Here is a 26,711-nt window from a genome sequence, read left to right on the forward strand (position 1 = left end):
TGCGGGGCACGGCCACGACACGGCCTCGTCAGGACTAGTCGCGTGCCGTGCGGCGGAACGCCCAGGTGGCGAGCGTCAGCATGACGACGCCGACGGCCGCGCACACCGCGAGGTTCGCGGCGAACGACGCCCAGTCGGGACTGCCGTACGTCGCGATGAACGCGTCCACGCCGTAGGACGACGGCAGCACGTCGCGGCCCAGCTCGATCGCCCACGGCATCCGGTCCGCCGGGATGACGCCGAGCAGCAGCGCCACCGACATGCCCAGCTGGCCGAGCAGCGTGGCGAGTTCCTGCCGGGGCGCGAGCAGCCCGCACACCGCGCCGACGCCCGCGAGCGCGGCGCCGGACAGCGGCACCACGAGCAACAGCGCCCACAGGTTCGCCAGCGACAGCTGGAACATCACCGCGCCGATCACCGCAGTCACGACGGCACCGGGCAGGGTGAACGACGCGTAGGCCGCGGCGATGCCGAGGACCACGGCGGCCGGGCGCACCGGCAGCGTCTGGTAGTAGTCGAGCGAGTTCGCGGCGCGCAGCGCGCCGAAGTGCTGGGCGAGCAGGTTGAGCGCGACGAACGCGACGACGAGCACGCTGGACCCGGCGACGACGGCTTCGCGCGCCGAGTCCGAGCCGGTGTCGACGACGCCGCGCATGAGGATCATGATCCCGACGGACTGGAACACCGCGACGAACAGCAGCGGCACCCGCGAGACCCGGACCCGGGACAGCTGCGCCCGGTAGACGGTCAGCAGCCCCGCCCACAGCGGCGTGGCCGGGGCGAGCGGCACGGCCGGGAAGGCGGCCGCCTCAAGGCCGGCGGCCGGGGCCGCCGGGCGCGCCGTGCCGCCGGCGATGTCCGCGTCCTGCCCCACGCTCATCCCTTGACCAGCCCTTCGTGGCGTCCGCCGAGCGCCAGGTACACGTCTTCCAGGCTCGGCGTCGACAGTGTGAAGTCGTCCAGCACGTCGAACGCCGGTCCGGAGGTGACCGCGGCGAGGAGTTCGCGCGCGGTGCCGGGGTCCATGCGGGTCGTCCAGCGGCGCCCGGTGCGGACCGCGTCGCGGGCGAGGATGGCCACGGCAGGTTCGGTCATCGGCGGGTCGGAGCGCCAGACCAGGTCGAGCCGGACCTCGTCGCCGACGGTGGCTTTGAGGCCGCCGGGGGTGTCGCAGGCGATGACCCGGCCCTCGTCGAGGACCGCGACCCGGTCCAGGACGGTCTCGGCTTCGATGACGTTGTGGGTGACCAGCAGCACGGTGGTGCCGTACTCGGCGCGGCGGCGGTCGATCGCCGCCCACACCGCGCGGCGCGCGACCGGGTCCATGCCGGTGGTGGGTTCGTCCAGGACCAGCACCGGGCGGTCGCCGACCAGGGCGGTGGCCACGCAGGCGAGCCGCCGCTGGCCCCCGGACAGCTTCTTCAACGGGCGTTCGGCGAGGTCGCCGAGGCCGAGCTCGGCGACGACCGCTTCGCGGGCGGCGCGGGCCGCGGCCGGCTCGACGGCGCGCAGCCGGGCGGTGGTCTCGATGGCGAGGGCGACGGTGAGTTCGTCGAGCGCGCCGGAGTCCTGGCCGAGGTAGGCGACCAGCCGGGACGCGGCCTCGGGGCGGCGCACCAGGTCGTGGCCGAGCAGTTCGACGCTGCCCGCGTCGGGGCGCAGGAGTCCGGTGAGCTGGCGGACGAGGGTCGACTTGCCGGCCCCGTTGGGGCCGAGCAGCCCGAAGATCTCGCCGCGGCCGATCTCCAGGTCGACGGCGTCGTTCGCGACGACCTCGGTGCGGGCGCTGCGGCGCCCGGTGCGGTACGTCTTGGTCAGTCCCGCGACCCGGTAGCAGACCGCGCCGGGCGTGCGCGGCGCCGCGGCGTGCGGGATCGCGGCGGTCTCGCCGAGCATGGCCACGCGGTGCCTCTCCTGCCCCGGCGCGGGCTCGCCGCCGGGGGTCTCTCTCGGGTCGGTCGGTGTCGCGGTGCGACGGGGGCACGAGTGTGCCCGCGTGTGCCATCGGTGGGGCACGCGGGCACGACGGAATCCGTGCCGGAAAACTCTACGCGCCGTCCGCACCCTGCCGTGCCGCGCCCCTCGCCTTCTCCCGGCTTCCCCTCGGCACTTCCCTCGGTTCCCGCCGTCGGCGCCCCGGGCGGTTGTGCTCCGCACACCGGCGACCGGCGTCCGGCGGCGCTCCGCCGGACGCCCGCGGAGCGGGTTGCGGGCCGGTGCCCGGTCAGGCGGTCTTGGCGGGCCGCGGGTCCGGGCGTTCGGTCCGCAGGTCGGGCTTCGGTGCGGGCTGCTGTTCGGACGGGTGGGCGTGCTGGCGTCCGTTGGTCATGGTGCTCCCCGTTTCCCCCCGGAGCACGGCCCGGGGCATCGGCGGCCGCGGTCGGCCGCGCCTGGCCGCGCGACCGCAGACGACCACATAGGGGAAACGACTCTACGTGCACGAAGGTTCACGCAGATGGCATTTGGCCGTATCGAGCCGTATCAAAATGCACCGATTCCGGTACCGGTGCACGCCGAGTCGATCACCAACCGATCAGACCAGGCAGCCGGGGCCGAGGAGTTCTTTCAGGTCGCCCATCAGCGCCGGGCTCGGGTTGACCGAAAGCCGTGCGTCCAGGCGCATCAGGGTGGTCTTGTCGCGCGAATGGAGCTTCAGCCGGACCTCGGTGTTGCCGTGGTGGTGGCGCAGCACGTCCTTGAGTCGGGCGACCAGCGGCGGCGCGATCCGGGCCGTGGGCAGGGTGATGACCAGCGGCTGCGACGCGTCCAGTTCGGACATGTCGGGCACGATCAGTTCCATCGCGACCAGCCGCGGCACGTCTTCGCGCTTGTCCAGGCGGCCCTTGACGAAGACCACCGCGTCCTCGACGAGCTGGGTGGACACCAGCGCGTAGCTCTGCGGGAAGAACATGCAGTCGATGGCGCCCGCGAGGTCCTCGACCGTGGCGATCGCCCACGGGTTGCCCTGCTTGGTCATCTTGCGCTGAAGGCCGGAAATGATGCCGCCGATGGTGACGATCGCCCCGTCGGGGCGCTCGTCACCGGTGAGCGCGGAGATCATGCAGTCGGACTTCGACTCCAGCACGTGCTCGATGCCGAAGAGCGGGTGGTCGGACACATACAGGCCGAGCATCTCGCGCTCGTTGGCGAGCAGGAACGTCTTCTCCCACTCCTCCGTGGAGAACTCCACGTCCAGGCCGAACGCCGGCCCGCTGTCCTCGTCGCCCCCGCCGAACAGGTCGAACTGGCCCTCGGACTCCTTGCGCTTGACCGCGACGACGGCGTCGATCATGCCTTCGTACTTCTCGGTCAGGCCCTTGCGGGTGTGCTCCAGCGAGTCGAACGCACCGGCCTTGATGAGCGATTCCACGGTCCGCTTGTTGCAGACCACCGCCTCGACCTTGTCGAGGAAGTCCGGGAAGGACGTGAACTTGCCCTTGGCGCGCCGGGTCTGCGCGATCGAGTCGACGACGTTCGCGCCGACGTTGCGGACCGCGGACAGGCCGAAGCGGATCTGCGTGTCGCCCTGCGGGGTGAAGTCCGCGTCGGACTCGTTGACGTCCGGCGGCAGCACCTTGATGCCCATGCGCCGGCACTCGTTGAGGTAGATCGCCGACTTGTCCTTGTCGTCGCGCACCGAGGTGAGCAGACCGGACATGTACTCGGCGGAGTAGTTCGCCTTGAGGTAGGCGGTCCAGTAGGAGATCAGGCCGTACGCGGCGGAGTGCGCCTTGTTGAACGCGTAGCCGGCGAACGGGACGAGGACGTCCCACACGGTCTGGATGGCTTCCTTGGAGTAGCCGTTCTCCAGGCAGCCCTTCTGGAAGGGCACGAACTCCTGGTCGAGGATCTCCTTCTTCTTCTTGCCCATCGCGCGGCGCAGGTTGTCGGCCGCGCCCAGCGAGTACCCGGCGAGGATCTGCGCGGCGCGCTGCACCTGCTCCTGGTAGACGATCAGGCCGTAGGTGGGTTCGAGGATCTCCTTGAGGGGCTCCTCCAACTCCTTGTGGATCGGCGTGATCTCCTGCTGGCCGTTCTTGCGCAGCGCGTAGTTGTTGTGCGAGTTGACGCCCATCGGACCCGGCCGGTACAGCGCCAGGACCGCGGAGATGTCCTCGAAGTTGTCGGGGCGCATCAGCCGCAGGAGGGACCGCATGGGCCCGCCGTCGAGCTGGAACACGCCCAGCGTGTCGCCGCGGGCAAGGAGGTCGTAGGTCGGCTTGTCGTCGAGCGGGAGAGCGAGAAGGTCGAGCTTGATGCCCTTGTTCTTCTCGATCGCCTTGACGGCGTCGTCCATGATCGTCAGGTTGCGCAGGCCGAGGAAGTCCATCTTGAGAAGACCGAGGTCTTCACAGGTGGGGTAGTCGAACTGCGTGATGACGGTGCCGTCGGAGTGCCGGGTCCACACCGGGATGTTGTCGGTGAGCGGCTCGGCGGACATGATCACGCCCGCGGCGTGCACGCCGGGCTGGCGGATCAGGCCCTCGATACCGCGCGCGGTGTCGATGACCTTGCGGACGTCCGCCTCGTTCTCGTACATCCCCCGGACCTCGCCCGCCTCGTTGTAGCGGGGGTGCGACGAGTCGGTGATGCCGGACAGCGGGATGCCCTTGCCCATGACGTCCGCGGGCATGGCCTTGGTGATGCGGTCGCCCATCGCGTACGGGTAGCCCAGCACGCGGCCGGCGTCCTTGATGGCCGCCTTCGCCTTGATGGTGCCGAAGGTGACGATCATCGCCACCTTGTCGGACCCGTACTTTTCGGTCACATATCGGATGACGTCGCCGCGCCCGCGCTCGTCGAAGTCGATGTCGATGTCGGGCATCGAGATGCGCTCGGGGTTGAGGAACCGCTCGAAGATCAGCCCGTGCGGGATGGGGTCGAGGTCGGTGATGCCCATCGCGTAGGCGACCAGCGAACCCGCCGCGGAGCCGCGGCCCGGGCCGACCGCCACGCCGTTGTTCTTGGCCCACATGATGAAGTCGGCGACGACCAGGAAGTAGGCCGGGAAGCCCATCTCCTGGATCATCTTGATCTCGTAGTCGGCCTGCTTGCGGTGCTCCTCGTCGTAGCCGTCCGGGAAGCGCCAGTCCATGCCGCGCCACACTTCGGCCTCGAAGAACGAGTCCTCGGTCATGCCCTCGGGCACGTCGAACTTCGGAAGCAGGTCCCGCTTCCCGAACATCCCGGTGGTGTCGACCTTCTCGGCGACCAACAGGGTGTTGCGGCAGCCCTCCTGCCAGATGTCGGACGAGTCGTGCCCGTACATCTGCTCGGCGGACTTCAGGTAGTAGCCGGTGCCGTCGAACTTGAACCGGTCCGGGTCGGACAGGTTCTTGCCGGTCTGGATGCACAGCAGCAGGTCGTGCGCCCCGGCGTCGGACTCCCGCGTGTAGTGCGAGTCGTTCGTGACCAGCGGCGGGATCTTCAGCTTGCGGGAGATGTCGATCAGGCCGTCGCGGACCCGGCGCTCGATGTCGAGGCCGTGGTCCATGATCTCCATGAAGTAGTTCTCGGCCCCGAAGATGTCGCGGTACTTCGCGGCCGCTTCCACGGCCTTGTCGAACTGGCCCAGGCGCAGCCGGGTCTGGACCTCCCCGGACGGGCAGCCGGTGGTGGCCATCAGGCCGTCGGCGTGCTCGGCGATGATCTCCGCGTCCATCCGCGGCCACTTGACCAGGTAGCCCTCGGCGTACGAGCGCGAGGTCAGCTTGAACAGGTTGTGCAGGCCGGTCTTGTCGCGCGCCCAGATCGTCTTGTGGGTGTACGCGCCGGACGCCGAGACGTCGTCCTTCTTCTGCGCGGGGGTGCCCCACAGCACGCGCTTGGTGAGGCCGCGGGACTCGGGGGCGACATACGCCTCGATACCGATGACCGGCGTGACACCGGCGGCCACCGCCTGCTTGTAGAACTCACGGGCGCCGAACATGTTGCCGTGGTCGGTCATCGCCACGGCGGGCATGCCCTGTTCCTGGCACTCCTTGAACATCTCCTTCAGGCGTGCCGCACCGTCCAGCATCGAGAACTCGGTGTGGACGTGGAGATGAACGAACGAGTCGGCCACGGCGCCGTCCTCCCGAAGTATCCGGTTGGGCTGAACCTTGCCCGCGGTGAGGCCGTTCGACCTGGTCACCAGGCTAGTCGGCGGCACCGACACGAAGCCGGGAGGGGCCGTACGGAGCCTGGGCGCAAGCCGGGGAGACCCGGACGGAACCCGCCCGGGTCTGAAGCTCTCACGCGTGCAGCCCCCGAGTCTAAGTCACGACCGGATGGGTGGCCGGGACCCCACGCCATGTCGACGACCCGTGTGGACGTCACCCTTGGGGGTGACTAGCGTTGCGAATTCGTCACCCGGCAACCGCCCCCGCCGGAAACCCCCGGCAGACCCCGGGAGGGAGCCCTCGGGAGAACCCGCGGGAGAAAGGGAGAACCACCAGCCATGGACGTCTGGGAGATCCTGCGCCCCCTGATCGTTCTGGTCGCGGTCCTCGCCGGCACCGGCATCATTTCGTGGCTGCTCGCCAAGGTCGCCCGCGAAGTCCAGACCCGGCGCCCCGGCTCCGGGGCCCTGTGGCCGATGCTGCGCCGGTCGCGCGCATCCTGCGTAGTGGCGCTCGGCACCGTGCTGATGCTCGCCGCCGAACCGGCCGCCGACCTGCCCGAGAGCAGCCGCGGCTCAGTCCGCCACTTCCTCGTGCTGGCCGTGATCGGCGCGTGCGCGTGGCTCGCCATCCACGCCGCCAACGTGCTCGTCAACACCTCGTTCGAGCGCTACGCCGCGGTCGCCACCGACGCGGCCCGGGTGCGCCGGGTCCGCACCCAGATCGACCTGATCCGCCGGGTCGCCGCCGCGGTCGTCGGCGTCATCGCGATCAGCGCGATGATCATGACCTTCCCCGGCATGCGGACGATCGGCACCAGCCTGCTCGCCTCCGCGGGCCTCATCGGCGTGGTCGCCGGTCTCGCCGCGCAGTCGGCGCTGTCCAACCTGTTCGCCGGACTGCAGATCGCCTTCAGCGACATGGTGCGGATCGGCGACTCCGTCGTGGTCAACAAGGACATCGGGCTCGGCACCATCGAGGAGATCACCCTCACCTACCTGGTGATCAACACGTGGGACCAGCGGCGCATCGTCATGCCGGTGTCGTACTTCACGAGCCGGCCGTTCGAGAACTGGTCGCGCACCGACATGCGGATGACCGGCACGGTCTTCCTGCACCTGGACCACTCGGCACCGGTCGGCGAACTGCGCGAGGAACTGCACCGGATCCTCAAGGAGAGCGGGCTGTGGGACGGGCAGGGCTGGAGCCTGTACGTCACCGACACCACGCCGTCCACGATCGTGCTGCGCGCCGTGGTCACCGCACGCGACTCCGACGACGTGTGGACGCTGCGGTGCGAGGTGCGCGAGAAGCTGCTCGACTTCGTGCGGCGCAAGCACCCGTACGCGCTGCCCCGGATCGCCACCGCGGCTGTTCCGGCCGCCCCGATGTACGGCGACGACGCGCACCACGAGGAGCAGTCCGCGGCCATCCCGGCGCAGGACGGCCCGCGCCGCTTCGTCGAGCTGGCCAAGAAGCCCCGGGTCGACCTCAACCGCCGCTGAGCGTCCGGCCGGCCCCGCCCGGGTCAGCGCGGCGCGAGGCCCGGCCAGCCCTCCGGGTTCGAACCGGTCTCGTAGTCGTAGGGCTCCTCGTGCTCCCACGGGCGGCCGGTGAGCTGCTCCCACGCGTCCTCCGCGACGTAGAGGAGCGGTTCGCCGTCGTACTCGGCGGCGGTATAGGAGCAGAAGCCGCTGGGGTCGGCCAGCACATGCGTATAGGCCTCGCGGCCGGCGGCGACGACCCCGCAGCGCGCGTACAGGAACCCGTCGGCGGACATCGGCACGGGCAGGCCGTCCCGGTCGGTCACGTCGATGTACGGCAGAGCCGCCAGGTCGGCGCGATCGAGCCGGTACAGGGCCTCCGCCAGCAGGTCGGCAAACCCGACGACGGCCGCTTTGGACCGGGTCGCCAACACGTCGGTCAGCCGCTCGCACGCGTCATCGTCCGCGCGACCGCCGAGAAGGTCGATCAGCTCCCAGAACTCATCCCATCCGAACACGGGTAAATCGTCACATACGCGTCAAGCCCCGATGGTTGCCTGCCGGGTCGGAGGGCTGGTGTCGCGGCACGGCTGAGCCGATCGGCGGCGGTGCGCTCAGCCCTGGGTGTCGAGTTCCTCGAGGAAGGCCAGGGCGGTGGACCAGGTGGCCTCGGCGGCTTCCCGGTCGTAGTCGGGCAGCTCCGGGTCGGTGTAGATGTGGCCGGCGCCGTGGTAGCGGAAGACCTCGACGTCGGCGCCCGCGGCGAGCATGCGGAGGTACCAGGCGTTGAGCCAGTCCTCGGTCTCGAACGGGTCGGGTTCGGCGACGTGCAGCTGGACGGCCATCTCGGTCTCGGCGTCGTCGCGCAGGTCGGAGGTGCCGTGCATCATCAGCAGGCCGGCGGCGTGCTCGTCGGACAGGGCGACGGTCTGGGCGATCGACGCACCCAGCGAGAAGCCGCTGTAGACGACGCCCTTGCCGAGCGGGCCCGCGGCGGCGACCGCGCGGCGCAGCAGCTCGTCGCGGCCGATCTCCTCGCGCAGCTCCATGCCTTCCTCGACGGTGTCGGCGACCTTTCCGTCGTACAGGTCGGGGACGGTGACCTCGTGCCCGGCCGCGCGCAGCCGCTCGGCGGCTGCGTGGACGGCGGGGCGAAGGCCGTAGGCCGAGTGGAAGAGCAGGACGCGGGCCACGGGTTCCTCCGGGTACGGGACGGGTGTGCACGGGTGCGCACGGGTGTGCGGGGTGCGTGCGGGTGCGTGTTCGACGCGGGTGCTTCAGCCCCAGCCTTTCATGTCGATCCGGCGCAGCAGCTTGTCCACGACGGCGGGGTCGACCCCGGGCTCGTTGCGGGCCGCCTTGATCGCCTCGCGGGCGGCCTCGTTCAGCTCGGCGTCGACGCGCGCGAACTCCTTCTTGCGGCGGCGGCGCTCCGCGAAGGCCGCGCGGGCCTCGTCTTCGTACGCGTCCGGGTCGACCTGCGCGATGAGCCCCTGGCAGCGGTTGCGCAGGCTGTCGATCAGGTCTTCCGGGATGTCACCCCGGGATTCCAGCTCGCGCAGCCGCGCGAGCGCGGCCACCAGCGAGCGGACCCGCAGCTCGTCCTCGGCCTGCCCCAGCCGGTCCTCGGATTCCCGGACGCCGAGCAGCTTGACCAGCCCCGGCAGCGTGAGCCCCTGCACGACGAGGGTGACCATCACCACGGAGAAGGCGATCACCACGAGCCGGTCGCGGGCCGGGAACGGGTCCCCCGCGTCGGTGGTCGCGGGCAGCGCGAGGGCCAGCGCGACGGTCGCCACTCCGCGCATGCCCGCCCACCACAGCACCGCGGTCTCGCGCGGCCCGACCGGGGCCAGGTCGCGCTCGTCCGGGTCCTCGGCTTCGTTGGCGAGCCGGTTGCGGCGCCGGGCGAGGACCGCGGCGGGGAACAGCCATGCGCCGCGGACCAGGATCACGGTGCCGACCACCGCGGCGGCTTCGGCGAGCACCGCCCCGACGTCGGTGCCGAGCACGTCGAGGACGGTCCGCAGCTCGATGCCGATGATCCCGAAGGTCAGCCCGGTGACCATCAACTCGGTCATCGCCCAGAACACGCTGCCGGACAGCCGGCCGAGCGCGTCCTCCGCTTCGGTGCCGCGGGCGCGCAGCACGAGCACTTCGACGATGACGGCGAGCACCCCGGAGCCGCCGAGTTCGTCGGACAGCGCGTAGGCGACGTACGGCACGAGCAGCGTCCCCAGCGCCCGCAGCCGCGCGTCGGTGAAGAACTGGAAGCCCCACGCGGCGATCATCGCCACGCCGTAGCCGACCGCGCACGCCACCACGGCGGACAGCAGGAACTTGCCCACCGCGACCGGTGCCGAGAACTCGCCGGTGACCACCGCGGACACCGCCACCTGGTAGAGCACGATCGCGGTGACGTCGTTGAAGAGCCCCTCGCTCTCCAGGATCGACACCAGCCGCCGCGGCAGCCGCAGCCCCGCCGCGACCGCGGACGCGGCCACCGGGTCGGGCGGCGCCACCAGCGCGCCGAGCGCCACCGCGGCGGCGACCGGCAGGCCCGGGACGACCGCGTGCGCGACGTACGCCACCGCCGTGGTGGTCACCAGCACCAGCGCCACCGCGAGCAGCAGGATCGGCTTCGCATTGGCGAGGAACTCGCGCCAGCTCGTCCGCCATCCCGCGGTGTGCAGCAGCGGCGGCAGGAGCAGCGGCAGCAGCAGTTCGGGCTCGATGCGCAGTTCCGGCACCCCGGGGATCACCGCGAGCAGCAGCCCGCCGAGGGTGATCACCACGGGGTACGGCATCCGGATCCGCGTCGCGAGCGGCACCGCGATGAGCGTGACCAGGAACAGCAGGAACAGGACGGTCAGCTGGTCCACGGGAGCACGCTACGCGGGAAATGCCGGAATCCGCGGGAGGCCGCGGCGGGACGCCCGGGGCGCGCCGTCCGCGCCGTGCCCCCGGGCGGGGCGCGTCAGCCCTGGTCGGCGACCCGCTCCAGCGCCCCGGCAAGGTCGTCCGGGTAGGTGCTGTCGAACTCGACCCACTCGCCGGAGCCGGGGTGCTCGAAGCCGAGGTGCACCGCGTGCAGCCACTGCCGGGCGACGCCGAGGCGCTTGGCCAGGGTCGGGTCGGCGCCGTACATCATGTCGCCGACGCACGGGTGGCGCAGCGAGGACATGTGCACGCGGATCTGGTGGGTGCGGCCGGTCTCCAGCTTGATGGACAGCAGGCTCGCGGCGCGGAACGCCTCGACGGTGTCATAGTGCGTGACGCTCGGCTTGCCGCTCGCCACGACCGCCCACTTGTAGTCGTGCTTGGGGTGGCGGTCGATGGGTGCGTCGACGGTGCCGGACAGCGGGTCGAGGTGGCCCTGCACGAGCGCGTGGTAGCGCTTGTCCACGGTGCGGTCCCGGAACTGCTGCTTGAGCAGGCTGTACGCCCGTTCGGACTTGGCGACCACCATGAGGCCGCTGGTGCCCGCGTCGAGCCGGTGCACGATGCCCTGGCGCTCGGCGGCGCCGGACGTCGCGATGCGGTAGCCGGCCGCGGCGAGCCCGCCGACGACCGTGGTGCCCTGCCAGCCGGGGCTGGGGTGCGCGGCGACGCCGAGCGGCTTGTCGACGACGACGATGTGGTCGTCGTCGTACACGACGCCCATGCCGGGCACCGGCTCGGCGACGACCCGCACGGGGGCGGGGGCCGCGGGCATCTCCACTTCGAGCCACGCGCCGCCGGAGACCCGGTCGGACTTGCCCGCCGGTCGCCCGTCGAGCAGCACCTTGCCCGCGGCGGCGAGTTCGGCGGCGCGGGTCCGGGAGAACCCGAACATCCGCGCGAGCGCGGCGTCGACCCGCTCGCCTTCGAGGCCGTCCGGGACGGGCAGGGTACGGATCTCGGGGGTTCCGGTGGAGGCAGTCACCCGTCGAGTATGCCGGGTCCCGCGGACGGGTCAGTCCGCGCGGGGGCCGCGGTCGTCGGCTTCGGCCTCGCCGGCGTCCTCGCCGTCCTCGCTGTCGTCGCTGTCGTCGCCTTCGCGGGTGCCGTCCGGCTGGAGGCCGAGGAACGACAGCAGCACGATCAGGCAGCCGCCGACCACGATCGCCGAGTCCGCCATGTTGAAGACCGCGAAGTGCTTGGGCGCCACGAAGTCCACCACGTGGCCGCGCAGGAACCCGGGCGACCGGAAGATCCGGTCGGTCAGGTTGCCGAACGCGCCGCCGAGCAGCAGCCCGAGCGCGATCGCCCACGGGACGCTGTAGAGACGGCGGGACAGCCGCAGGATCACCACGACCACAGTGGCGGCGATCAGCGAGAAGACGATCGTGTACGCCTGGCCCATGCCGAACGCGGCGCCCGGGTTCCGCGTACCGCGGAGTTGCAGCCAGTCGCCGAGCAGGTCGATCGGGTCGTGCCCTTCGAGCTTGGCGACCACGAGGAGCTTGGTGACCACGTCGAGGACGTACGCGAACGCGGCGACGCCGAGCAGGACCGCGATGCGGCGGCGCTGCGGGCGCGCGGACGGCGCGGCGGTTCCGTCCGCCGCGCCGTCTCCGGCGCGGCCGGGCTCGTCCGGCCCGGCCGCCTGGTCGTGCGTATTCGTGGTGCTGTCCTTGTCGGTGCTGTCCTGGCCGACGCTGCCCTTGTCGACGAGGGGCGCGCTGCCGTCCCGCCGTTCCGCTCCGGTACCGATGACTCGCTCCGCTTCTCGGGTGGGTTTCCCAGGTCAGCGGAGAGCACCGGTCCCGGGCGGACCGGGTGTTATCGGCGTTCCTCGCGCTGTTTGCAGGTGACACACAGGGTCGCACGCGGGAAAACCTGGAGACGAGCCTTCCCGATCGGCGACCCGCAGGACTCGCAGGCTCCGTACGTGCCGTCCGCGAGCCTGCGCAGGGCCCGTTCGGACTGGCTCAGCATGTTACGGGTCTGGTTGGTCAGGGCCATCTCGTGCTCGCGCTCGAAATTCTTGGTCCCGGTGTCCGCCTGGTCGTCGCCCGCGCCGTCGCCGGAGTCGCGCAGCATGTCGGCGATCTCGTGCTCGGCGTAGCGGATCTCGTTGGTGAGCCGGGCGACCTCGTCGAGGAGGCCGTCGCGCAACTCGTGCACTTCCTCCTCGGTCCAGGCGTCCTCGCCCGGGCGCACCGGGTAGGTGGACGCGGGATGTACGCCGCCGGGCGGCGGGGCCAGTGCCGTCGCCGTCGCGGTGGCGGCCGGCGCGGCCTTGGCCTTCGCGCCGGCGGTGTTCGCGCGCGATGCGCTGCGCGAACCGGTCGCCCTGGTCGCCGGGCCTCCGGAGGCCGTGGACCTGGCCGTCGCCGCGCTCTTGGTCCGGCCTCCGGCCGCCTTGCCGCTTTCCGCCATGGTCACGGCCCCCTCGTTCCGTAGGGTCTGTTCGGTCGTCATGCCTGCGCTATCCGGAGCAGTGATTCGGACATTTCCTATGAAATTTCGCAAACAGCTGGGGAAGCCTACGCGATCCGGCCCCCACAAGCCCCGAACACGCAGGACGCGTCACCGGAATCCGGCGTTCGGCAGGCCCAGGTCCCGGCAACGTAAGTCGGTTCTGCCCAGAACCGGGCGCGACTATCCCTGTTGTGCGTGTCCGCTTCGTTACCGGACGGGATACGGATCGTTGAACAGGAGTGGACAGGGGGTGACAAGCCCGAGGGGCGGGCCGCGAGGCGCCTGGGGGCCGGGCGGCCGGGCTCTCGGAGTCGTGACGGGCCTCGGGGCCCGGGTGGCTGGGTGCTCTCGGAACGGCGAGACGCCTCGGGGCCGGGTGGCTGGGGCTCTCGGAGCCGCGAGGCGCCTGGGGCCGGGCGGCCGGGCTCTCGGAGCCGTGGCACGCAGTCCTCCCGCGACCCCACCCCCGCGCCCCCACCCCGCCTCGCACCCACACCGCAGGCCACCCCTCCACACCGCAAGCCCACCGCACCGCCCCGAACCCGCCCCCGAACCCGCCCGCGGGCCCTCCCGCCACGCCGCCCGCAAACCCGCACGCGGGGCGGCCTCGGATGCCCGTAGACTTTCCGCAGCGAGAAGGCGTCGATGGGGACGAGTAGGTCCGTACGCAGCCCGTAGCGAGCCGGGGACGGTGGGAGCCCGGTGGCGTGCACGGTCCGAATATCACCCCGGAGCCGCCGGAAGAGCGCCGGCCGCGCCCACGCACGGCTGCCCCCGGGCAGCCTCCCGAGCACCACCCCGCCGCGGCCGACGGGTAGACCCGGCTCTCGCCGACCTCGAGTGGGTCGCGCACCCGACGATGCGGTGGGCGGCCAAGAAGGGTGGTACCGCGGGGCGTGATGCCTCGTCCCTTCGCCGGCTAGGCAAACAAGCCCGCGGAAGGAAGGCACCTATGTACCGCCCGGTACCGGCGCAGGTCGATCTGCCCGCCATGGAGCACGAAGTCCTCGCGTTCTGGCAGGACAACGACATCTTCGCCCGGAGTCTGGAGCGCACCGCCGACGGCCCGCGCTGGGTGTTCTACGAAGGCCCGCCGACCGCCAACGGCATGCCGGGCGCGCACCACATCGAAGCCCGCGTCTTCAAGGACGTGTTCCCGCGCTTCAAGACGATGAAGGGCCACTACGTCCGCCGCAAGGCCGGCTGGGACTGTCACGGCCTCCCCGTCGAACTCGCCGTCGAGAAGGAGCTCGGCTTCTCCGGCAAGCAGGACATCGAGGCCTACGGTGTCGGCCCGTTCAACGCCAAGTGCCGCGAGTCGGTGCTGCGGCACGTGGACGCGTTCGAGGAACTCACCCGGCGCATGGGCTACTGGGTCGACATGTCCCAGGCCTACCGGACGATGGACCCCGAGTACGTCGAGTCCGTCTGGTGGTCGCTCAAGCAGATCTTCGACAAGGGCCTCCTCGTCCAGGACTACCGCGTGGCGCCGTGGTGCCCGCGCTGCGGCACCGGCCTGTCGGACCACGAGCTGGCGCAGGGCTACGAAACGGTCGTCGACCCGTCGGTCTACGTCCGCTTCCCGCTGACCTCCGGCCCGCTCGCCGGCGACGCCGACCTGCTGGTCTGGACGACCACGCCGTGGACGCTGGTGTCCAACACCGCCGCCGTCGTCCACCCGGACGTGGCCTACGTCGTCGCCCGCAAGGACGGCGCCCGCCCGGTCGTGGTCGCCGAAGCCCTCGTCGAGAAGGCCCTGGGCGAAGGCTGGACCGCCGACCCGGCGCACCGCTTCACCGGCCGCGACATGGAACGCTGGTCGTACGGCCGTCCGTTCACCCTGGTCCCGCTCGAGGGCGCGAACTTCGTGGTGCTCGCCGAGTACGTCACCACCGAGGACGGCACCGGCATCGTGCACGCCGCCCCCGCGTTCGGTGCCGAGGACCTCGCCGCGGTGCGGCCGTACGACCTTCCGGTCGTCAACCCGGTCCGCACCGACGGCACGTTCGAACCGGAACTCCCGCTCGTCGGCGGCGCGTTCTTCAAGAAGGCGGACGAGGCGCTGGTCGCCGACCTGGACGCCCGCGGCCTGCTGTTCCGGCACATGGAGTACGAGCACAGCTACCCGCACTGCTGGCGCTGCCACACCGCGCTCATCTATTACGCGCAGCCGTCGTGGTACATCCGCACGACCGCGATCAAGGACGCGCTGCTGCGGGAGAACGACCGCACGAACTGGTTCCCGGAGAACGTCAAGACCGGCCGCTACGGCGACTGGCTGAACAACAACATCGACTGGGCGCTGTCCCGGAACCGCTACTGGGGCACGCCGCTGCCGATCTGGCGCTGCGCCGAGGGCCACCTGACGTGCGCGGGCTCGCTCACCGAGCTGTCCGAACTGACCGGCCGGGACCTGTCGGACCTGGACCCGCACCGGCCGTACATCGACGAGGTCACGTTCGCGTGCCCGGTGAAGGCCGGCGACGCGGCGTGCGGGGCCGAGGCGGTGCGCGTTCCCGAGGTCATCGACGCGTGGTACGACTCGGGCGCGATGCCGTTCGCGCAGTGGGGCTACCCGTACCGGAACCGGGAGATCTTCGAGCAGGCGTACCCGGCGCAGTTCATCTGCGAGGCGATCGACCAGACGCGCGGCTGGTTCTACACGCTGATGGCGGTCGGCACGCTGGTGTTCGACCGGTCGTCGTACGAGAACGTGGTCTGCCTCGGGCACATCCTGGCCGAGGACGGCCGGAAGATGTCCAAGCACCTGGGCAACATCCTCCAGCCGATCCCGCTGATGGACCAGCACGGCGCGGACGCGGTGCGCTGGTTCATGGCCGCGGGCGGTTCGCCGTGGGCGGCGCGCCGGGTCGGGCACGGCACGATCCAGGAGGTGGTGCGCAAGACGCTCCTCACCTACTGGAACAGCGTCAGTTTCCAGGCGCTGTACGCGCGCACGTCCGGCTGGACGCCGTCGGTGGACGATCCGGCGCCGGCCGACCGGCCGCTGCTCGACCGCTGGCTGCTGTCCGAACTGAACCAGCTCGTCGCCGATGTGGACGCGGCGATGGAGGCGTTCGACACGCAGCGGGCGGGCAAGGCGCTGTCCGCGTTCGTGGACGACTTGTCGAACTGGTACGTGCGGCGTTCCCGGCGGCGCTTCTGGAACGGCGACGCCGCCGCGCTGGCGACCCTGCACACCGCGTTGGAGACGGTGACGCGGCTGATGGCGCCGCTGACCCCGTTCATCACCGAGCGGGTGTGGCAGGACATCGTGGTGCCGGTGGCGCCGGATGCCCCGGCGTCGGTGCACTTGGCGGACTGGCCGGTGTCGGATCCGGCGCTGATCGACGCCGAACTGTCGGGCCAGATGGTGCTGGTGCGCCGTCTCGTGGAGCTGGGCCGGGCGACGCGCGCGGATTCGGGCGTGAAGATCCGGCAGCCGCTCGGCCGCGCGCTGGTCGGCGCGCAGGGCTGGGAGGCGCTGTCCGACGAGCTGCGGGCGCAGATCGCCGAAGAGCTGAACGTGGTGTCGCTGGCGTCGCTGTCGGAGGCGGGCGGCGACCTGGTCGAGTACAGCGCGAAGGGCAACTTCCGGGCGCTGGGCAAGCGGTTCGCGAAGGAGACGCCGAAGGTGGCGGGCGCGATTGCGGCGTCGGACGCGGCGGCGCTGTCGGCCGCGCTGAAGGAGTCGGGCAGCGCGGCGGTCGTCGTCGACGGTGCCGAGGTCGCGGTCTCGGCGGACGAGGTGATCATCACCGAGACGCCGCGCGAAGGCTGGACGGTGGCGAGCGAGTCGGGTGCCACGGTCGCGCTCGACCTGCACCTCACCGACGAGTTGCGGCTTGCGGGCACGGCGCGTGAGGCGGTCCGGCTGATCCAGGAGGCCCGCAAGAACTCGGGCTTCGACGTGGCCGACCGGATCGTCGTGTGGTGGAGCGCGGACGAGGACGAGCACACCCGCACCGCGCTGCTGGAGCACGGCACGACGATCTCCGAGGAGGTCCTCGCTCTGGCCTTCGCCGAAGGCGCGCCCGAGGACGAGAACCTGACGGTGCACCAGGACGAGGGCCTCGGCCTGATGTTCTGGCTCCGCAAGATCGGCACCGAGCCGGTCCGCGACGCGGGCTGAGCCGGTAGCGGCGAAGGGGAGGGTCCGCACGGTGTGCGGACCCTCCCCTTCGGCGTGCCGGCTGTCGGCCGGTGCGGCCGGCGGTGCTGCCGGTCGGTCGCGCGGCATGCTCCACTTCGCGTTCGTGAGCACGGTCCGCATGCGCTTGGCGAGGGGGCGTTCGACGAAGCGTTCCAGCAGGGGGACCGCGACGAGCATGCCCGCGGTCAGCACCGCGACGACGGCGTCCGGGGCGACCGCGGGGACGGCCGCGAGCGTCCGGACGCCGCAGAAGATCACGATCCGCCGGTAGGTGACGCCGCGCCACACGACGATGGCAACAGGACGTAGAACATCAGCTCGGCCCGGAGGGTCCAGTACACGCCGTCGACGGACATTGCGCCCAGCGGCTTCCGGAGCATCGTCAGGTTCGCGATGACGGTGCGACCGTCGGGGTAGCAGCCGTCGCGGCCGATGAAGAAGGCGACGGCGGTGTCGAGGACGGCTCGCTGCGGCGGCCGTCGGGTCCGCCGTCACCCCGCCGTCCGGAATCCGCCGCATGCCGACCCGACGCGAACGCGCCGAGGCCCGCCCCCGTTCGGGGCGGGCCTCGGCGCGTGGTGCGGGACCGGTGTCAGTCCGTTGTCAGTTGTCGCCGTCCTCGTCGATGAGGAAGCCGCGCATCGGCGAGGCCTGCTGCATCGGCTGGGGCTGCGGGGCCTGCGGGCGGACCGGGGCCATCTGCGGGGTCATCGACGGCTGGCTCATGGCGGGTGCCATCTGCTGGCCGATCGACGGCGTCATGGCCGGGGTCATCGACGACGGCACCGGGGAGGTGGACATCGCCGGCGGCAGCGACGCGGTCGCCGGAGTGCGCGGCGGGGCGAGCGAGTCGTCCGCCTGCGACTCCAGCTGGCGAAGCTGGCTGTCCAGGTAGGACTTCAGGCGCGTGCGGTACTCGCGCTCGAACGCCCGCAGGTCGTCGACCTTGCGCTCGAGGGTCGCGCGGGCGCTCTCCAGCGAGCCCATCGCGACGCGGTGCTTCTCCTGCGCGTCCCGCTCCAGGGCGTCGGCCTTGGCGCGCGCGTCGCGCTCCATGCCTTCCGCGCGGGTACGGGCCTCGCCGACGATCTTGTTGGCCTCGGACCGCGCTTCGGCGATCGCCTGGTCGGCGGTCTGCTGCGCGAGGGCGAGGACGCGGGCCGCGCTGTCGCCGCCCGGGTTGCCGAGCTGCTGCGGGGCGCCGCCGAGTTGCGGGGCACCGCCCATCTGGCCCGGACCCATCGGGCCGCCGAGCTGCGGGGGGCCGCCGAGCTGGCCCTGCTGCTGCATCGGGTGCTGCTGCTGCATCGGACCGGCGGGCAGCTGGTGCTGCTGCATCTGCTGCTGACCCGGGAACTGCCCCGGCCCGGCGGGCAGCTGGTGCTGCTGCGGACCGCCCGGCATGCCGGCGGGGCCGAGCTGCGGCTGACCCGGCATCGGGCCCTGCCCCTGCATCGGACCCTGGCCCTGCATGGGCCCCTGGCCCTGCATGTGGCCCGGACCCTGCATCGGACCCTGGCCGGGCATCGGGCCCTGGCCCTGCTGCGGCATCATCTGCGTGGCCGCCGCGTTCGGGTGCATCTGCTGCGGACCGCCCATGGGGCCGCCGGGCGGAACCGGGTTGGGCCCGGATATGGCGGCGGGCGCGGGGGCGTCGCGGCGCTCGTTCTCCTTGCGCTGCTGCTGCACGGCCTGCTGGGCCTGCTGCTGGCTCTGCGCCGCGGCGCGCGTGGCGGCCGCGAGTTTGGCCCGCAGGTCTTCGTTCTCGCGAAGCAGGCGGGTCAGTTCCGCCTCGACCTCGTCGAGGAACGCATCGACCTCGTCCTCGTCATAGCCCTCACGGAGACGGACGGTCGTAAACTGCTTGTTACGCACGTCCTCGGGGGTCAACGGCATTTCTTCACCTCAACGTGATCGTCGGCATCCGGACAGACCGTACCGCTTACAGCCTGCCCACGACGGAGATCAGGATGTAGACGATGATGATCAGTACGAAGAAGGACAGGTCGAGCGCTACGCCCCCGAGGCGCAGGGGTGGGATGAACCTGCGCAGCAGCTTCAGCGGTGGATCCGTGACGGAGTAGGTCGCTTCCAACAGCACGACCATGACCCCGCGAGGCTCGTAGGACCGTGCGAACTGGAACACGTAGTCCATGATCAAACGGAAGATCAGCAGGCCGAGGAAGCAGTACAGGACGATGGTGAAAACCTCGCCCACGACGCTCATGCTCCTGCCCCCTCATTTGCGTTCCCGGAAGACCCGGTCCCTCTCCTCAGTGGTCGCACCCCTCTGACACCAACCAGGATTTCAGCTCTGGTTGAAGAACCCGCCCTCTGCGATGCGGGCCTTGTCCTCTGCTGTCACGTCGACGTTAGCAGGCGACAGCAGGAAGACTTTCTGGGTCACCCGCTCGATGCTGCCGTGGAGGCCGAAGACGAGACCCGCAGCAAAGTCGACAAGTCGCTTCGCGTCGGTGTCCTCCATCTCCGTCAGGTTCATGATGACCGGTGTTCCTTCACGGAAGTGCTCACCGATCGTACGGGCTTCGTTGTAGGTACGCGGGTGCAGCGTCGTGATGCGGTAGGGCTCACGCTCGCTGACGACTTTGTGTACGGTCACCGGTGCACTGCTCTCGGGGCGGCGGTCGGGCATGGTCGACACGGTGGCCCGATGCTCGTCGAGGCTGCGGTCCAGGCCGCGTTCGACATGCAGGGCCGGCACGGAACGGGGGATCTCGTCGCGGCGTTCGCGGGGTTCCTCCCGCCGCTCCTCGCGTCGCTCCGCCGCACTCGGCTGTTCGGGCGCTTGCTGCGGCCGGCGCGGTTCGGAGCCTCGATCGGCACGGCCGTCCGAGCCGATGTCGTCCTCATCGTAGTCGTCGTACTCGTAGACATCGTCCTCCACGAGGCCGAGGTAGACCGCCATCTTGCGCATCGCGCCGGCCATTGTCAGGGTCCTCCATGGTGGATCGGCTGTGGGTCACCGTGGGTCGTGCGATCCACTTCATGGCGACGCTACCGGAGCGAGCGCCTGACTCCGAGCACCGCAGTACCGATGCGTACATGTGTCGCCCCGGCCTCGACGGCGGCTTCGAGGTCGTTGCTCATCCCGGCGGACACCATGGTTGCAGCCGGATGCGATTCGCGCAGGCGCCTTGACATTTCCGCCAAATCCGCGAAAGCCCGACCCGGTTCCGCACCGAGCGGGGCGACCGCCATCAGCCCGCCGAGCCGCAGGTGGGGAGCCTGCGCGATGGTGTCGGCGAGAGCCGGAACGTCCTGCGGCAAGGCACCCCCGCGGGCGGCGTCGCCGTCGAGGCTGACCTGGATCAGGCAGTCGAGTTCGCGGCCGCGCCGCACCGCGCCGGCGGAGAGCGCGGAGACCAGCCGAGCCCGGTCGACGGACTGCACGACGTCGGCGTACGAGGCCACCGAGCGCGCCTTGTTCGTCTGCAATTGCCCGATGTAATGCCACCGCAGATCGAGGTCCGCACACGCCTCGGCTTTGGGACCCGCTTCCTGGTCGCGGTTCTCGCCGACCTCGCGCACACCGAGCCCGGCGAGCAGCCGGACGTCGGATGCGGGATAGGTCTTGGTCACCACGATCAGCGTCACCGAGTCGCGGGTGCGGCCGGCCGCATCGCACGCCGCGTCGATGCGCGCGCGGACGTCGGCGAGGTTGGCGGCCAGGTCCGAGCGGCGGGCTTCGGCGGCGGCGTCGGGTTCCGAACTCATGTGCTTATCGTCCCCGACGAAGGTCTAGCGGTCGCGCACCGGGGCGCTGTCGGCCGCCGCGTCGCCCGCGGACCCGGCCCTCGCGTCGATCCACACATAACCGGCGATGCGCCCGGTCTTTCCGTCCCGGCGATACGAGAAGGAATCGGCGGATTCGCGCGTACAGATGTGCGATTTCTCACCGAACGGCACGCCCGCGTCGGCCAGTTGCGCCCACACTCCGGCGACGATGTCGAGCGCCGGGGTGCCTTCGCGGGTGACCGACCGGGCCGCCCGGATCCGACCCGCGACCTCGTCGCGCATCTCCGCGGGCACTTCGTAGCACGGACCGCACACCGCGGGCCCGGTCTTCGCCACGATCCGGTCGGGCCGGGCGCCGAGCTTCACCATCGCCTCGACCGTGGCCGGGATCACGCCGGCGAACAGCCCGGGGCGGCCCGCATGCGCGGCCGCGACGACGCCGGCTTCGGGATCGGCGAGCAGGACGGGGGTGCAGTCGGCGACCAGAACGGCGAGCGCCAGTCCCGGAGTCCGGGTGGCCACCGCGTCCGCCTCCGGAACCGCGCCGGTCCACGGGCCGTCCACCACCTCGACGTCGCGGCCGTGCACCTGGTTCATCCACACCACGCGCGCCGGGTCGAGGCCGAGTCCGGCCGCGGCGCGGGCCCGGTTCTCCCGGACCGCCGCGGCGTCGTCGCCGACGTGCCCGCCGAGGTTGAGTTCGGCGTAGGGCGCTTCACTGGCCCCGCCCCACCGGTCGGTGAACGCGAAGCCGACGCCGTCGGCCTGCGCGCGGTGGGCGAACACGGGTCCTCCTGAAAGGCGGTGGAGCGGAGCGGGCCGGGGGGTCGGGGGGCGCGCACGCCCCGGGAAAGCACCGCGCCGGGCATCTCCCCCGCCCCGACAAGGAGGCTCCTCCTTCCGGAGGCTGGGGAAATGCCCGGCGCCGGGCGTTACTTCATGAACGGCGGGACGTCCAGGTCGATGTCCTCGCGGACCGGCTCCGGCACCAGCGGGGCGCGCGGGCCCGGCGGGTAGGCCGGCGGCGAGTCGACCGGGCCGAGCAGGCTCTGGCCGCCGGGGGGCGCCGGAGTCCGCTGCTGCTGCTGCGGCTGCGGGTCGGCCGGGGGCTGCGGCTGCTGCGGGCGGTTGAGCTTGCCCAACTCGCTCTTCGACGGCGGCTGCCCGCCGTCGAACCCGGCGGCGATGACGGTCACCCGGACCTCGTCGCCGAGCGCGTCGTCGATGACCGCGCCGAAGATGATGTTCGCCTCGGGGTGCGCCGCTTCGCTGACCAGCTGGGCGGCTTCGTTGATCTCGAACAGGCCGAGGTCCGAACCGCCGGAGATGGACAGCAGCACGCCGCGGGCGCCGTCGATGGACGCCTCGAGCAGCGGGCTGGAGATCGCCATCTCGGCCGCCGCGACCGCACGGTCGTCGCCGCGCGCCGAGCCGATCCCCATGAGCGCGGAACCGGCCTCGGACATCACGGACTTGACGTCCGCGAAGTCGAGGTTGATGAGGCCCGGCGTGGTGATCAGGTCGGTGATGCCCTGGACACCGGACAGCAGGACCTGGTCCGCCGAACGGAACGCGTCGAGGACGCTGACCTGGCGGTCCGAGATGGACAGCAGGCGGTCGTTCGGGATGACGATGAGGGTGTCGACCTCTTCGCGCAGCTGCGCAATGCCGTCCTCGGCCTGGTTCGCCCGGCGGCGGCCCTCGAACGTGAACGGGCGCGTCACCACGCCGATGGTCAGGGCGCCGAGGTTGCGGGCGATGTTCGCCACGACCGGCGCGCCGCCGGTACCGGTGCCGCCGCCTTCGCCCGCGGTGACGAAGACCATGTCGGCCCCCTTGAGGACCTCCTCGATCTCCTCGCGGTGGTCCTCGGCGGCCTTGCGGCCGACCTCGGGGTTGGCGCCGGCGCCGAGGCCGCGGGTCAGTTCCCGGCCGACGTCGAGCTTCACGTCCGCGTCGCTCATGAGGAGCGCCTGGGCATCGGTGTTGATCGCGATGAACTCGACGCCCTTGAGACCGACCTCGATCATGCGGTTGATGGCGTTGACACCACCGCCGCCGATGCCTACGACTTTGATGACTGCGAGGTAGTTCTGGGGTGCTGCCACGCCGAAGGCCTCTCGCCTCGATTCCGGTCGCCACGCCTTGGACGTGCCGACATTGCCGACAGGGGGAAGTCCCGGGAGACGGCTGTCAGCCCCCGAACCCTCACCCTCAGGTATAGAGTTAGGCCTGCGTTGCCGCGCAACCGCTGTCCACCTGGGGCTACGCAGGACACTAAGTGCCCGAAGGGACAGGTTCAACGAACACGCCGAGCGGTCCCCCCTACTTTTTGCCGTGGTGTTTTTATCGCACCAACCTGGCACGGGCGCGCGGGACCCCTCAAGCGCCACCCGCAACCGGTCCCCCCGTTCACCCGATCGTGTGCGGATCGACCGCTCACAACGGGCTGTTCCGGGTGGCCGGCGCCTCGGCGACGCTGACGTCGTACACCTTCGCCTTGTGCTTCATCAGTGCCGAGAGCACCTCGGCCTTGCGCGGAGAATCCTCCGCCCCGCCCCACAGCACCAGCACTCCGTCGTCCAGAGTGATGGCGATGTCGTCCCTCGTCCGCGCCGTGATGTCGCGGACCCTGGGGGCGACGGCGCTCGGCAACGCCCCGACGACCTGCGCCACTCCGCGCAGCATTTCCTGGTCTGCGGCGGGGTCGGCGTTGACGATCGGGACGCCTTGCGGCGCCGCGTCCACCGTACCGAAGCGTACGCCGCTTTTGTCGATCTCCGCGAAACGCCCGGAATCCGGCAGCAGCAAGGCGACTTGGCGTTCCGTCACCCGAATGGCTACGGTGTGCGGCCAATCGCGTTCGACACTGACCGACTCGACGCGCGGAATTGCCGCAATGCGGCGGCGGATCGCGTCCAGGTCCACCCGGGCGAGTGGCCGCCCGCGCGGAACCTTGGCAACGTCCTTCACTTGCTGGGGAGTCAGCTGCGCGGTGCCGCGCACGGAGACCGTGCGCGCGTCGAACAGAGGCGAGTACATCACGACCGCGTAGGCGACGCCCAACAGCGACACCACGATGCCGATGATCATCAACGGCCTGACGTTGGTCCACTTCCGCTTGCCCGGCTTCCCGGGCTTCCCGGCCTTTCCGGGCCGTCCCGGCGCGCCGGACCTGCCCGACGCACGGATTCGGCCCAGCAGTCCGCCGCGCGCGGCAGGCCCGCCGCCGGACGGCCGCGGACGTGCCGGGCGTTCGGCGGTTCGGCTGTCGCTCACGGATCGGGCTCCTCGGCGGGCCGGGCGGTCGGGTCTCGCGGTCGGGTCGGACGGTCGGGTGGTCAGACGGTCGGGCTGACTGGCTCTCGGGTCAGGCGTGGGCCGCCGCGACGGCCTCGTGGACCATGCGGACCAGTGCCTCGTCGGCGTCCCGGCGGCCGAACTCGGCGGCGGCGCGGCCCATCGCGTACAGCCGCTGCGGGTCGGTCAGGACCGGCAGCACGTGGTCCGCGATCCAGTCCGGGGTCAGGTCGGCGTCGTCGACCAGCAGGCCGCCGCCGGCCTTGACCACGGGCTGGGCGTTGAGCCGCTGTTCGCCGTTGCCGATGGGCAGCGGGACGTACGCGGCGGGCAGCCCCACGGCCGAAAGCTCGGCGCAGGTCATGGCGCCCGCGCGGCACAGCACCATGTCGGCGGCCGCGTAGGCGAGGTCCATCCTCTCCAGGTAGGGCAGGACGACGTACGGAGGCGCGCCGGGCGGCGGTGTGATGGTCAGCTCGTTGTTGGGTCCGGCGGCGTGCAGCACCTGCACGCCGGACGCGAGGAGTCGCTCGGCGGTCGCGGCGAGTGTCTCGTTGAGGCGCCGGGCGCCCTGTGAGCCGCCGAAGACCAGCAGCGTGGGCCGGCCCGGGTCGAGGCCGAACGCCGCGCGGGCCTTCTCGCGCTCGGCGGCGCGGTCGAGGGTCGCGATGGCGCGGCGCAGCGGGATGCCGATGTAGCGGGCGTTGCGGAGCTTGCTGTCGGGGGTGCTGACGGCGACATGGCGGGTGTACCGGGCGCCGATCTTGTTGGCGAGGCCGGGGCGGGCGTTGGCTTCGTGGACGACGATCGGGACGCCGGCGCGCTTGGCGGCGAGGTAGCCGGGGAGGGCGACGTAGCCGCCGAAGCCGACGAGGCAGGCGGCGTTGGTGCGTTCCAGGACGGCGGCGGCTTCGCGGATGGTGCCGCGCAGGCGTCCGGGCACGGTCATGAGTTCCGGGGTCGGCTTGCGGGGCAGCGGGACGGCGGGGATGAGCGCCAGTTCGTAGCCGCGGGCGGGGACCAGCTTGGTCTCCAGGCCCTTGGAGGTGCCCAGGGCGGTGATGCCCACATCGGGGTTCTCCCGCCTCAGCGCATCAGCGAGGGCGAGGGCCGGCTCGATGTGCCCGGCGGTTCCCCCGCCGGCGAGGACGACATGCACCTTTTTCACCGCTCCCTGCGCGGCAGGACCCGCGCGAACGCACGGCGGACCGCCCCGGGACCCTGCGCCGCGAGCTGCTTGGCCGCTCCCGGTTCGGTTCGGGCGAACGACAGCAGCATGCCCACGGCGAACATGGTCGGAAGCAAGGCGGAGCCTCCGTAGGACACCAACGGCAAGGGCACTCCGGCGATCGGCAGGAGGCCGAGCACCGCACCGACGTTGATCGTGGCCTGGGCCATGATCCACGCGGTGGCGCCCCCCGCGGCCAGTCGCACGAAGGGGTCCTTCGTCCGTCCGGCGACGCGGATACCCGCATAGCCTAGAGCCGCGAAGAGGGTGAGGACCGACAGCGTCCCCACCAGGCCCAATTCCTCCCCGATGACGGCGAAAATGAAGTCGGTGTGGGCCTCGGGCAGGGTGCCCCATTTCTCATAGCTGGTTCCGATTCCGCTGCCGAAGAAGCCGCCCGTGGAGAGGGCGTAGATGCCGTGGGCGGCTTGCAGGGTGCTGCCTTGCGGGTCGGCGAACGGGTCGAGGAAGCCGGTGAAGCGGGCCGCGCGGTGCGGCTTCATGAGGATGAAGAGGGTGGCGAGGACCGCGGCGGAGGAGAGCGCGAGGACGAAGAGGCGTCCGGGGGCGCCGGCCACCCAGAGCAGGGCGAGGATGACCACGGTGATGATCATCGAGGTGCCCATGTCGCCGCCGAGCATGATCAGGCCGAGGACCAGGAGCGCGCCGGGGAAGAGCGGGATGAACAGGTGCCGCCATTGGCCGAGGAGGCGCTGTTTGCGCGTGAGGAGGTCGGCGCCCCACAGCACGAGGCCGAGTTTGGCGAATTCGGAGGGCTGGATCTGGAAGGCGCCGCCGATGTTGATCCAGTTGCGGTTGCCGTTGACGGTCATGCCGACGCCGGGCACCAGGACCATGCAGAGCAGCACGATCGCGGCGATGAGCAGCGGGTAGGCGAGCACGCGGTAGGTGCGTACCGGCAGGCGGGCGCCGATCCACATGAGCGGCAGGCCCATGGCGACGGCGATGCTCTGTTTGAGGAAGACGGCGCTGAAGTCGCCGTAGGTGACGCGGGAGAAGATCTGCGACGCGGACAGCACCATGACCAGGCCGAGCACGCTCAGCAGGAGTCCGGAGCCGAGGATCAGGTAGTAGGAGGTGAGCGGCCGGTCGAAGGCGCGTTTGACGTCCTTCAGCCGGGCGCGGGCCGGGCGCGGGCCGCGGCCTTTCCCGCCGCGGGCGGCGGGGAGCCCGGACCGGCCGCGGTCGGCGGAGCCGGACGGGCCCGTTCCGCCCCGCCGCGGGCCGGGCTTGAGCGCTTCGGTGGTGCCCCCGGGCATCGG

At 71.3% G+C, this 26,711-nt stretch carries 20 protein-coding genes; 2 read left to right on the forward strand and 18 right to left on the reverse strand.

Annotated features, from left to right (window positions below; genetic code table 11):
• Positions 1 to 34: 34 nt before the first annotated feature.
• From ABEA93_RS07350 to dnaE, 3 genes are all read right to left on the reverse strand, one after another.
• Positions 35 to 880 carry an ABC transporter permease gene (locus ABEA93_RS07350; RefSeq protein WP_345674492.1) on the reverse strand — a complete coding sequence of 282 codons (846 nt, stop codon included), beginning with the start codon at positions 878 to 880 and terminating at the stop codon, positions 35 to 37.
• Positions 877 to 1,896 carry an ABC transporter ATP-binding protein gene (locus ABEA93_RS07355; RefSeq protein ID WP_345674619.1) on the reverse strand — a complete coding sequence of 340 codons (1,020 nt, stop codon included), beginning with the start codon at positions 1,894 to 1,896 and terminating at the stop codon, positions 877 to 879. The genes ABEA93_RS07350 and ABEA93_RS07355 overlap by 4 nt, the downstream gene beginning before the upstream one ends.
• A gap of 637 nt (positions 1,897 to 2,533) precedes the next feature.
• Positions 2,534 to 6,064 (reverse strand): DNA polymerase III subunit alpha, encoded by a 3,531-nt coding sequence (gene dnaE / locus ABEA93_RS07360; RefSeq protein WP_345674620.1) that lies wholly within the window; start codon positions 6,062 to 6,064, stop codon positions 2,534 to 2,536.
• Between the two features lie 375 nt (positions 6,065 to 6,439).
• Between dnaE and ABEA93_RS07365 the strand changes: the two genes are divergently transcribed.
• Positions 6,440 to 7,606 (forward strand): mechanosensitive ion channel family protein, encoded by a 1,167-nt coding sequence (locus tag ABEA93_RS07365; protein WP_345674493.1) that lies wholly within the window; start codon positions 6,440 to 6,442, stop codon positions 7,604 to 7,606.
• 23 nt (positions 7,607 to 7,629) lie between these two features.
• Here ABEA93_RS07365 and ABEA93_RS07370 read toward each other — a convergent pair whose 3' ends face one another.
• From ABEA93_RS07370 to ABEA93_RS07395, 6 genes are all read right to left on the reverse strand, one after another.
• On the reverse strand, positions 7,630 to 8,103 hold the full coding sequence (locus tag ABEA93_RS07370; RefSeq protein WP_345674494.1) for a DUF4240 domain-containing protein: 474 nt from the start codon (positions 8,101 to 8,103) through the stop codon (positions 7,630 to 7,632).
• A gap of 96 nt (positions 8,104 to 8,199) precedes the next feature.
• Positions 8,200 to 8,778 (reverse strand): dienelactone hydrolase family protein, encoded by a 579-nt coding sequence (locus ABEA93_RS07375; protein ID WP_345674495.1) that lies wholly within the window; start codon positions 8,776 to 8,778, stop codon positions 8,200 to 8,202.
• An 84-nt stretch (positions 8,779 to 8,862) separates the two neighbouring features.
• A complete protein-coding gene (locus ABEA93_RS07380) occupies positions 8,863 to 10,467 on the reverse strand; it encodes a Na+/H+ antiporter (RefSeq protein ID WP_345674496.1) in 1,605 nt (534 codons plus the stop codon).
• Positions 10,468 to 10,562: 95 nt separating this feature from the next.
• Entirely contained in the window at positions 10,563 to 11,510 is a 948-nt protein-coding gene (locus tag ABEA93_RS07385) for an RluA family pseudouridine synthase (RefSeq protein ID WP_345674497.1), read from the reverse strand.
• A gap of 30 nt (positions 11,511 to 11,540) precedes the next feature.
• Positions 11,541 to 12,281, reverse strand: a complete 741-nt coding sequence (gene lspA, locus ABEA93_RS07390; RefSeq protein WP_425584870.1) for a signal peptidase II — start codon at positions 12,279 to 12,281, stop codon at positions 11,541 to 11,543.
• A 68-nt stretch (positions 12,282 to 12,349) separates the two neighbouring features.
• The gene (locus tag ABEA93_RS07395) at positions 12,350 to 12,949 is read right to left on the reverse strand and encodes a TraR/DksA family transcriptional regulator (RefSeq protein ID WP_345674621.1); all 600 of its coding nucleotides are present in this window, start codon (positions 12,947 to 12,949) and stop codon (positions 12,350 to 12,352) included.
• A 994-nt stretch (positions 12,950 to 13,943) separates the two neighbouring features.
• Here ABEA93_RS07395 and ileS point away from each other — a divergent pair.
• Positions 13,944 to 17,123 carry an isoleucine--tRNA ligase gene (gene ileS / locus ABEA93_RS07400; RefSeq protein ID WP_345674498.1) on the forward strand — a complete coding sequence of 1,060 codons (3,180 nt, stop codon included), beginning with the start codon at positions 13,944 to 13,946 and terminating at the stop codon, positions 17,121 to 17,123.
• Between the two features lie 624 nt (positions 17,124 to 17,747).
• Here ileS and ABEA93_RS07405 read toward each other — a convergent pair.
• The 9 genes from ABEA93_RS07405 to ftsW form a co-directional block, all read right to left on the reverse strand.
• The gene (locus tag ABEA93_RS07405; RefSeq protein ID WP_345674499.1) at positions 17,748 to 19,040 is read right to left on the reverse strand and encodes a DivIVA domain-containing protein; all 1,293 of its coding nucleotides are present in this window, start codon (positions 19,038 to 19,040) and stop codon (positions 17,748 to 17,750) included.
• A 46-nt stretch (positions 19,041 to 19,086) separates the two neighbouring features.
• Positions 19,087 to 19,371, reverse strand: coding sequence for a YggT family protein (locus ABEA93_RS07410; protein WP_345674500.1), 285 nt, complete (start codon positions 19,369 to 19,371; stop codon positions 19,087 to 19,089).
• An 81-nt stretch (positions 19,372 to 19,452) separates the two neighbouring features.
• A complete protein-coding gene (locus ABEA93_RS07415; RefSeq protein WP_345674501.1) occupies positions 19,453 to 20,091 on the reverse strand; it encodes a cell division protein SepF in 639 nt (212 codons plus the stop codon).
• Between the two features lie 68 nt (positions 20,092 to 20,159).
• Positions 20,160 to 20,879 (reverse strand): YggS family pyridoxal phosphate-dependent enzyme, encoded by a 720-nt coding sequence (locus ABEA93_RS07420; protein ID WP_345674502.1) that lies wholly within the window; start codon positions 20,877 to 20,879, stop codon positions 20,160 to 20,162.
• A gap of 24 nt (positions 20,880 to 20,903) precedes the next feature.
• A complete protein-coding gene (gene pgeF / locus ABEA93_RS07425) occupies positions 20,904 to 21,686 on the reverse strand; it encodes a peptidoglycan editing factor PgeF (RefSeq protein WP_345674503.1) in 783 nt (260 codons plus the stop codon).
• A gap of 146 nt (positions 21,687 to 21,832) precedes the next feature.
• Positions 21,833 to 23,008, reverse strand: coding sequence for a cell division protein FtsZ (gene ftsZ, locus ABEA93_RS07430; protein WP_345674504.1), 1,176 nt, complete (start codon positions 23,006 to 23,008; stop codon positions 21,833 to 21,835).
• A 331-nt stretch (positions 23,009 to 23,339) separates the two neighbouring features.
• On the reverse strand, positions 23,340 to 24,179 hold the full coding sequence (locus ABEA93_RS07435; RefSeq protein ID WP_345674505.1) for a cell division protein FtsQ/DivIB: 840 nt from the start codon (positions 24,177 to 24,179) through the stop codon (positions 23,340 to 23,342).
• A gap of 91 nt (positions 24,180 to 24,270) precedes the next feature.
• A complete protein-coding gene (murG, locus tag ABEA93_RS07440) occupies positions 24,271 to 25,359 on the reverse strand; it encodes an undecaprenyldiphospho-muramoylpentapeptide beta-N-acetylglucosaminyltransferase (protein WP_345674622.1) in 1,089 nt (362 codons plus the stop codon).
• 5 nt (positions 25,360 to 25,364) lie between these two features.
• Positions 25,365 to 26,708, reverse strand: coding sequence for a putative lipid II flippase FtsW (ftsW, locus tag ABEA93_RS07445; protein WP_345674506.1), 1,344 nt, complete (start codon positions 26,706 to 26,708; stop codon positions 25,365 to 25,367).
• Positions 26,709 to 26,711 lie beyond the last annotated feature (3 nt).

It is taken from the genome of Yinghuangia aomiensis (genome assembly GCF_039542225.1).
GTDB classification, from domain to species: Bacteria; Actinomycetota; Actinomycetes; order Streptomycetales; family Streptomycetaceae; genus Yinghuangia; species Yinghuangia aomiensis.

Excerpts from the sequence above, each read along its gene's own strand:
- ABEA93_RS07350 (WP_345674492.1), bottom strand. The coding sequence starts at position 880 with ATGAGCGTGGGGCAGGACGCGGACATCGCCGGCGGCACGGCGCGCCCG.
- ABEA93_RS07355 (WP_345674619.1), bottom strand. The coding sequence starts at position 1,896 with ATGCTCGGCGAGACCGCCGCGATCCCGCACGCCGCGGCGCCGCGCACG.
- ABEA93_RS07365 (WP_345674493.1), top strand. The coding sequence starts at position 6,440 with ATGGACGTCTGGGAGATCCTGCGCCCCCTGATCGTTCTGGTCGCGGTC.
- ABEA93_RS07395 (WP_345674621.1), bottom strand. The coding sequence starts at position 12,949 with ATGGCGGAAAGCGGCAAGGCGGCCGGAGGCCGGACCAAGAGCGCGGCG.
- ileS (WP_345674498.1), top strand. The coding sequence starts at position 13,944 with ATGTACCGCCCGGTACCGGCGCAGGTCGATCTGCCCGCCATGGAGCAC.
- ABEA93_RS07405 (WP_345674499.1), bottom strand. The coding sequence starts at position 19,040 with ATGCCGTTGACCCCCGAGGACGTGCGTAACAAGCAGTTTACGACCGTC.
- ABEA93_RS07410 (WP_345674500.1), bottom strand. The coding sequence starts at position 19,371 with ATGAGCGTCGTGGGCGAGGTTTTCACCATCGTCCTGTACTGCTTCCTC.
- ABEA93_RS07415 (WP_345674501.1), bottom strand. The coding sequence starts at position 20,091 with ATGGCCGGCGCGATGCGCAAGATGGCGGTCTACCTCGGCCTCGTGGAG.
- ABEA93_RS07420 (WP_345674502.1), bottom strand. The coding sequence starts at position 20,879 with ATGAGTTCGGAACCCGACGCCGCCGCCGAAGCCCGCCGCTCGGACCTG.
- ftsW (WP_345674506.1), bottom strand. The coding sequence starts at position 26,708 with ATGCCCGGGGGCACCACCGAAGCGCTCAAGCCCGGCCCGCGGCGGGGC.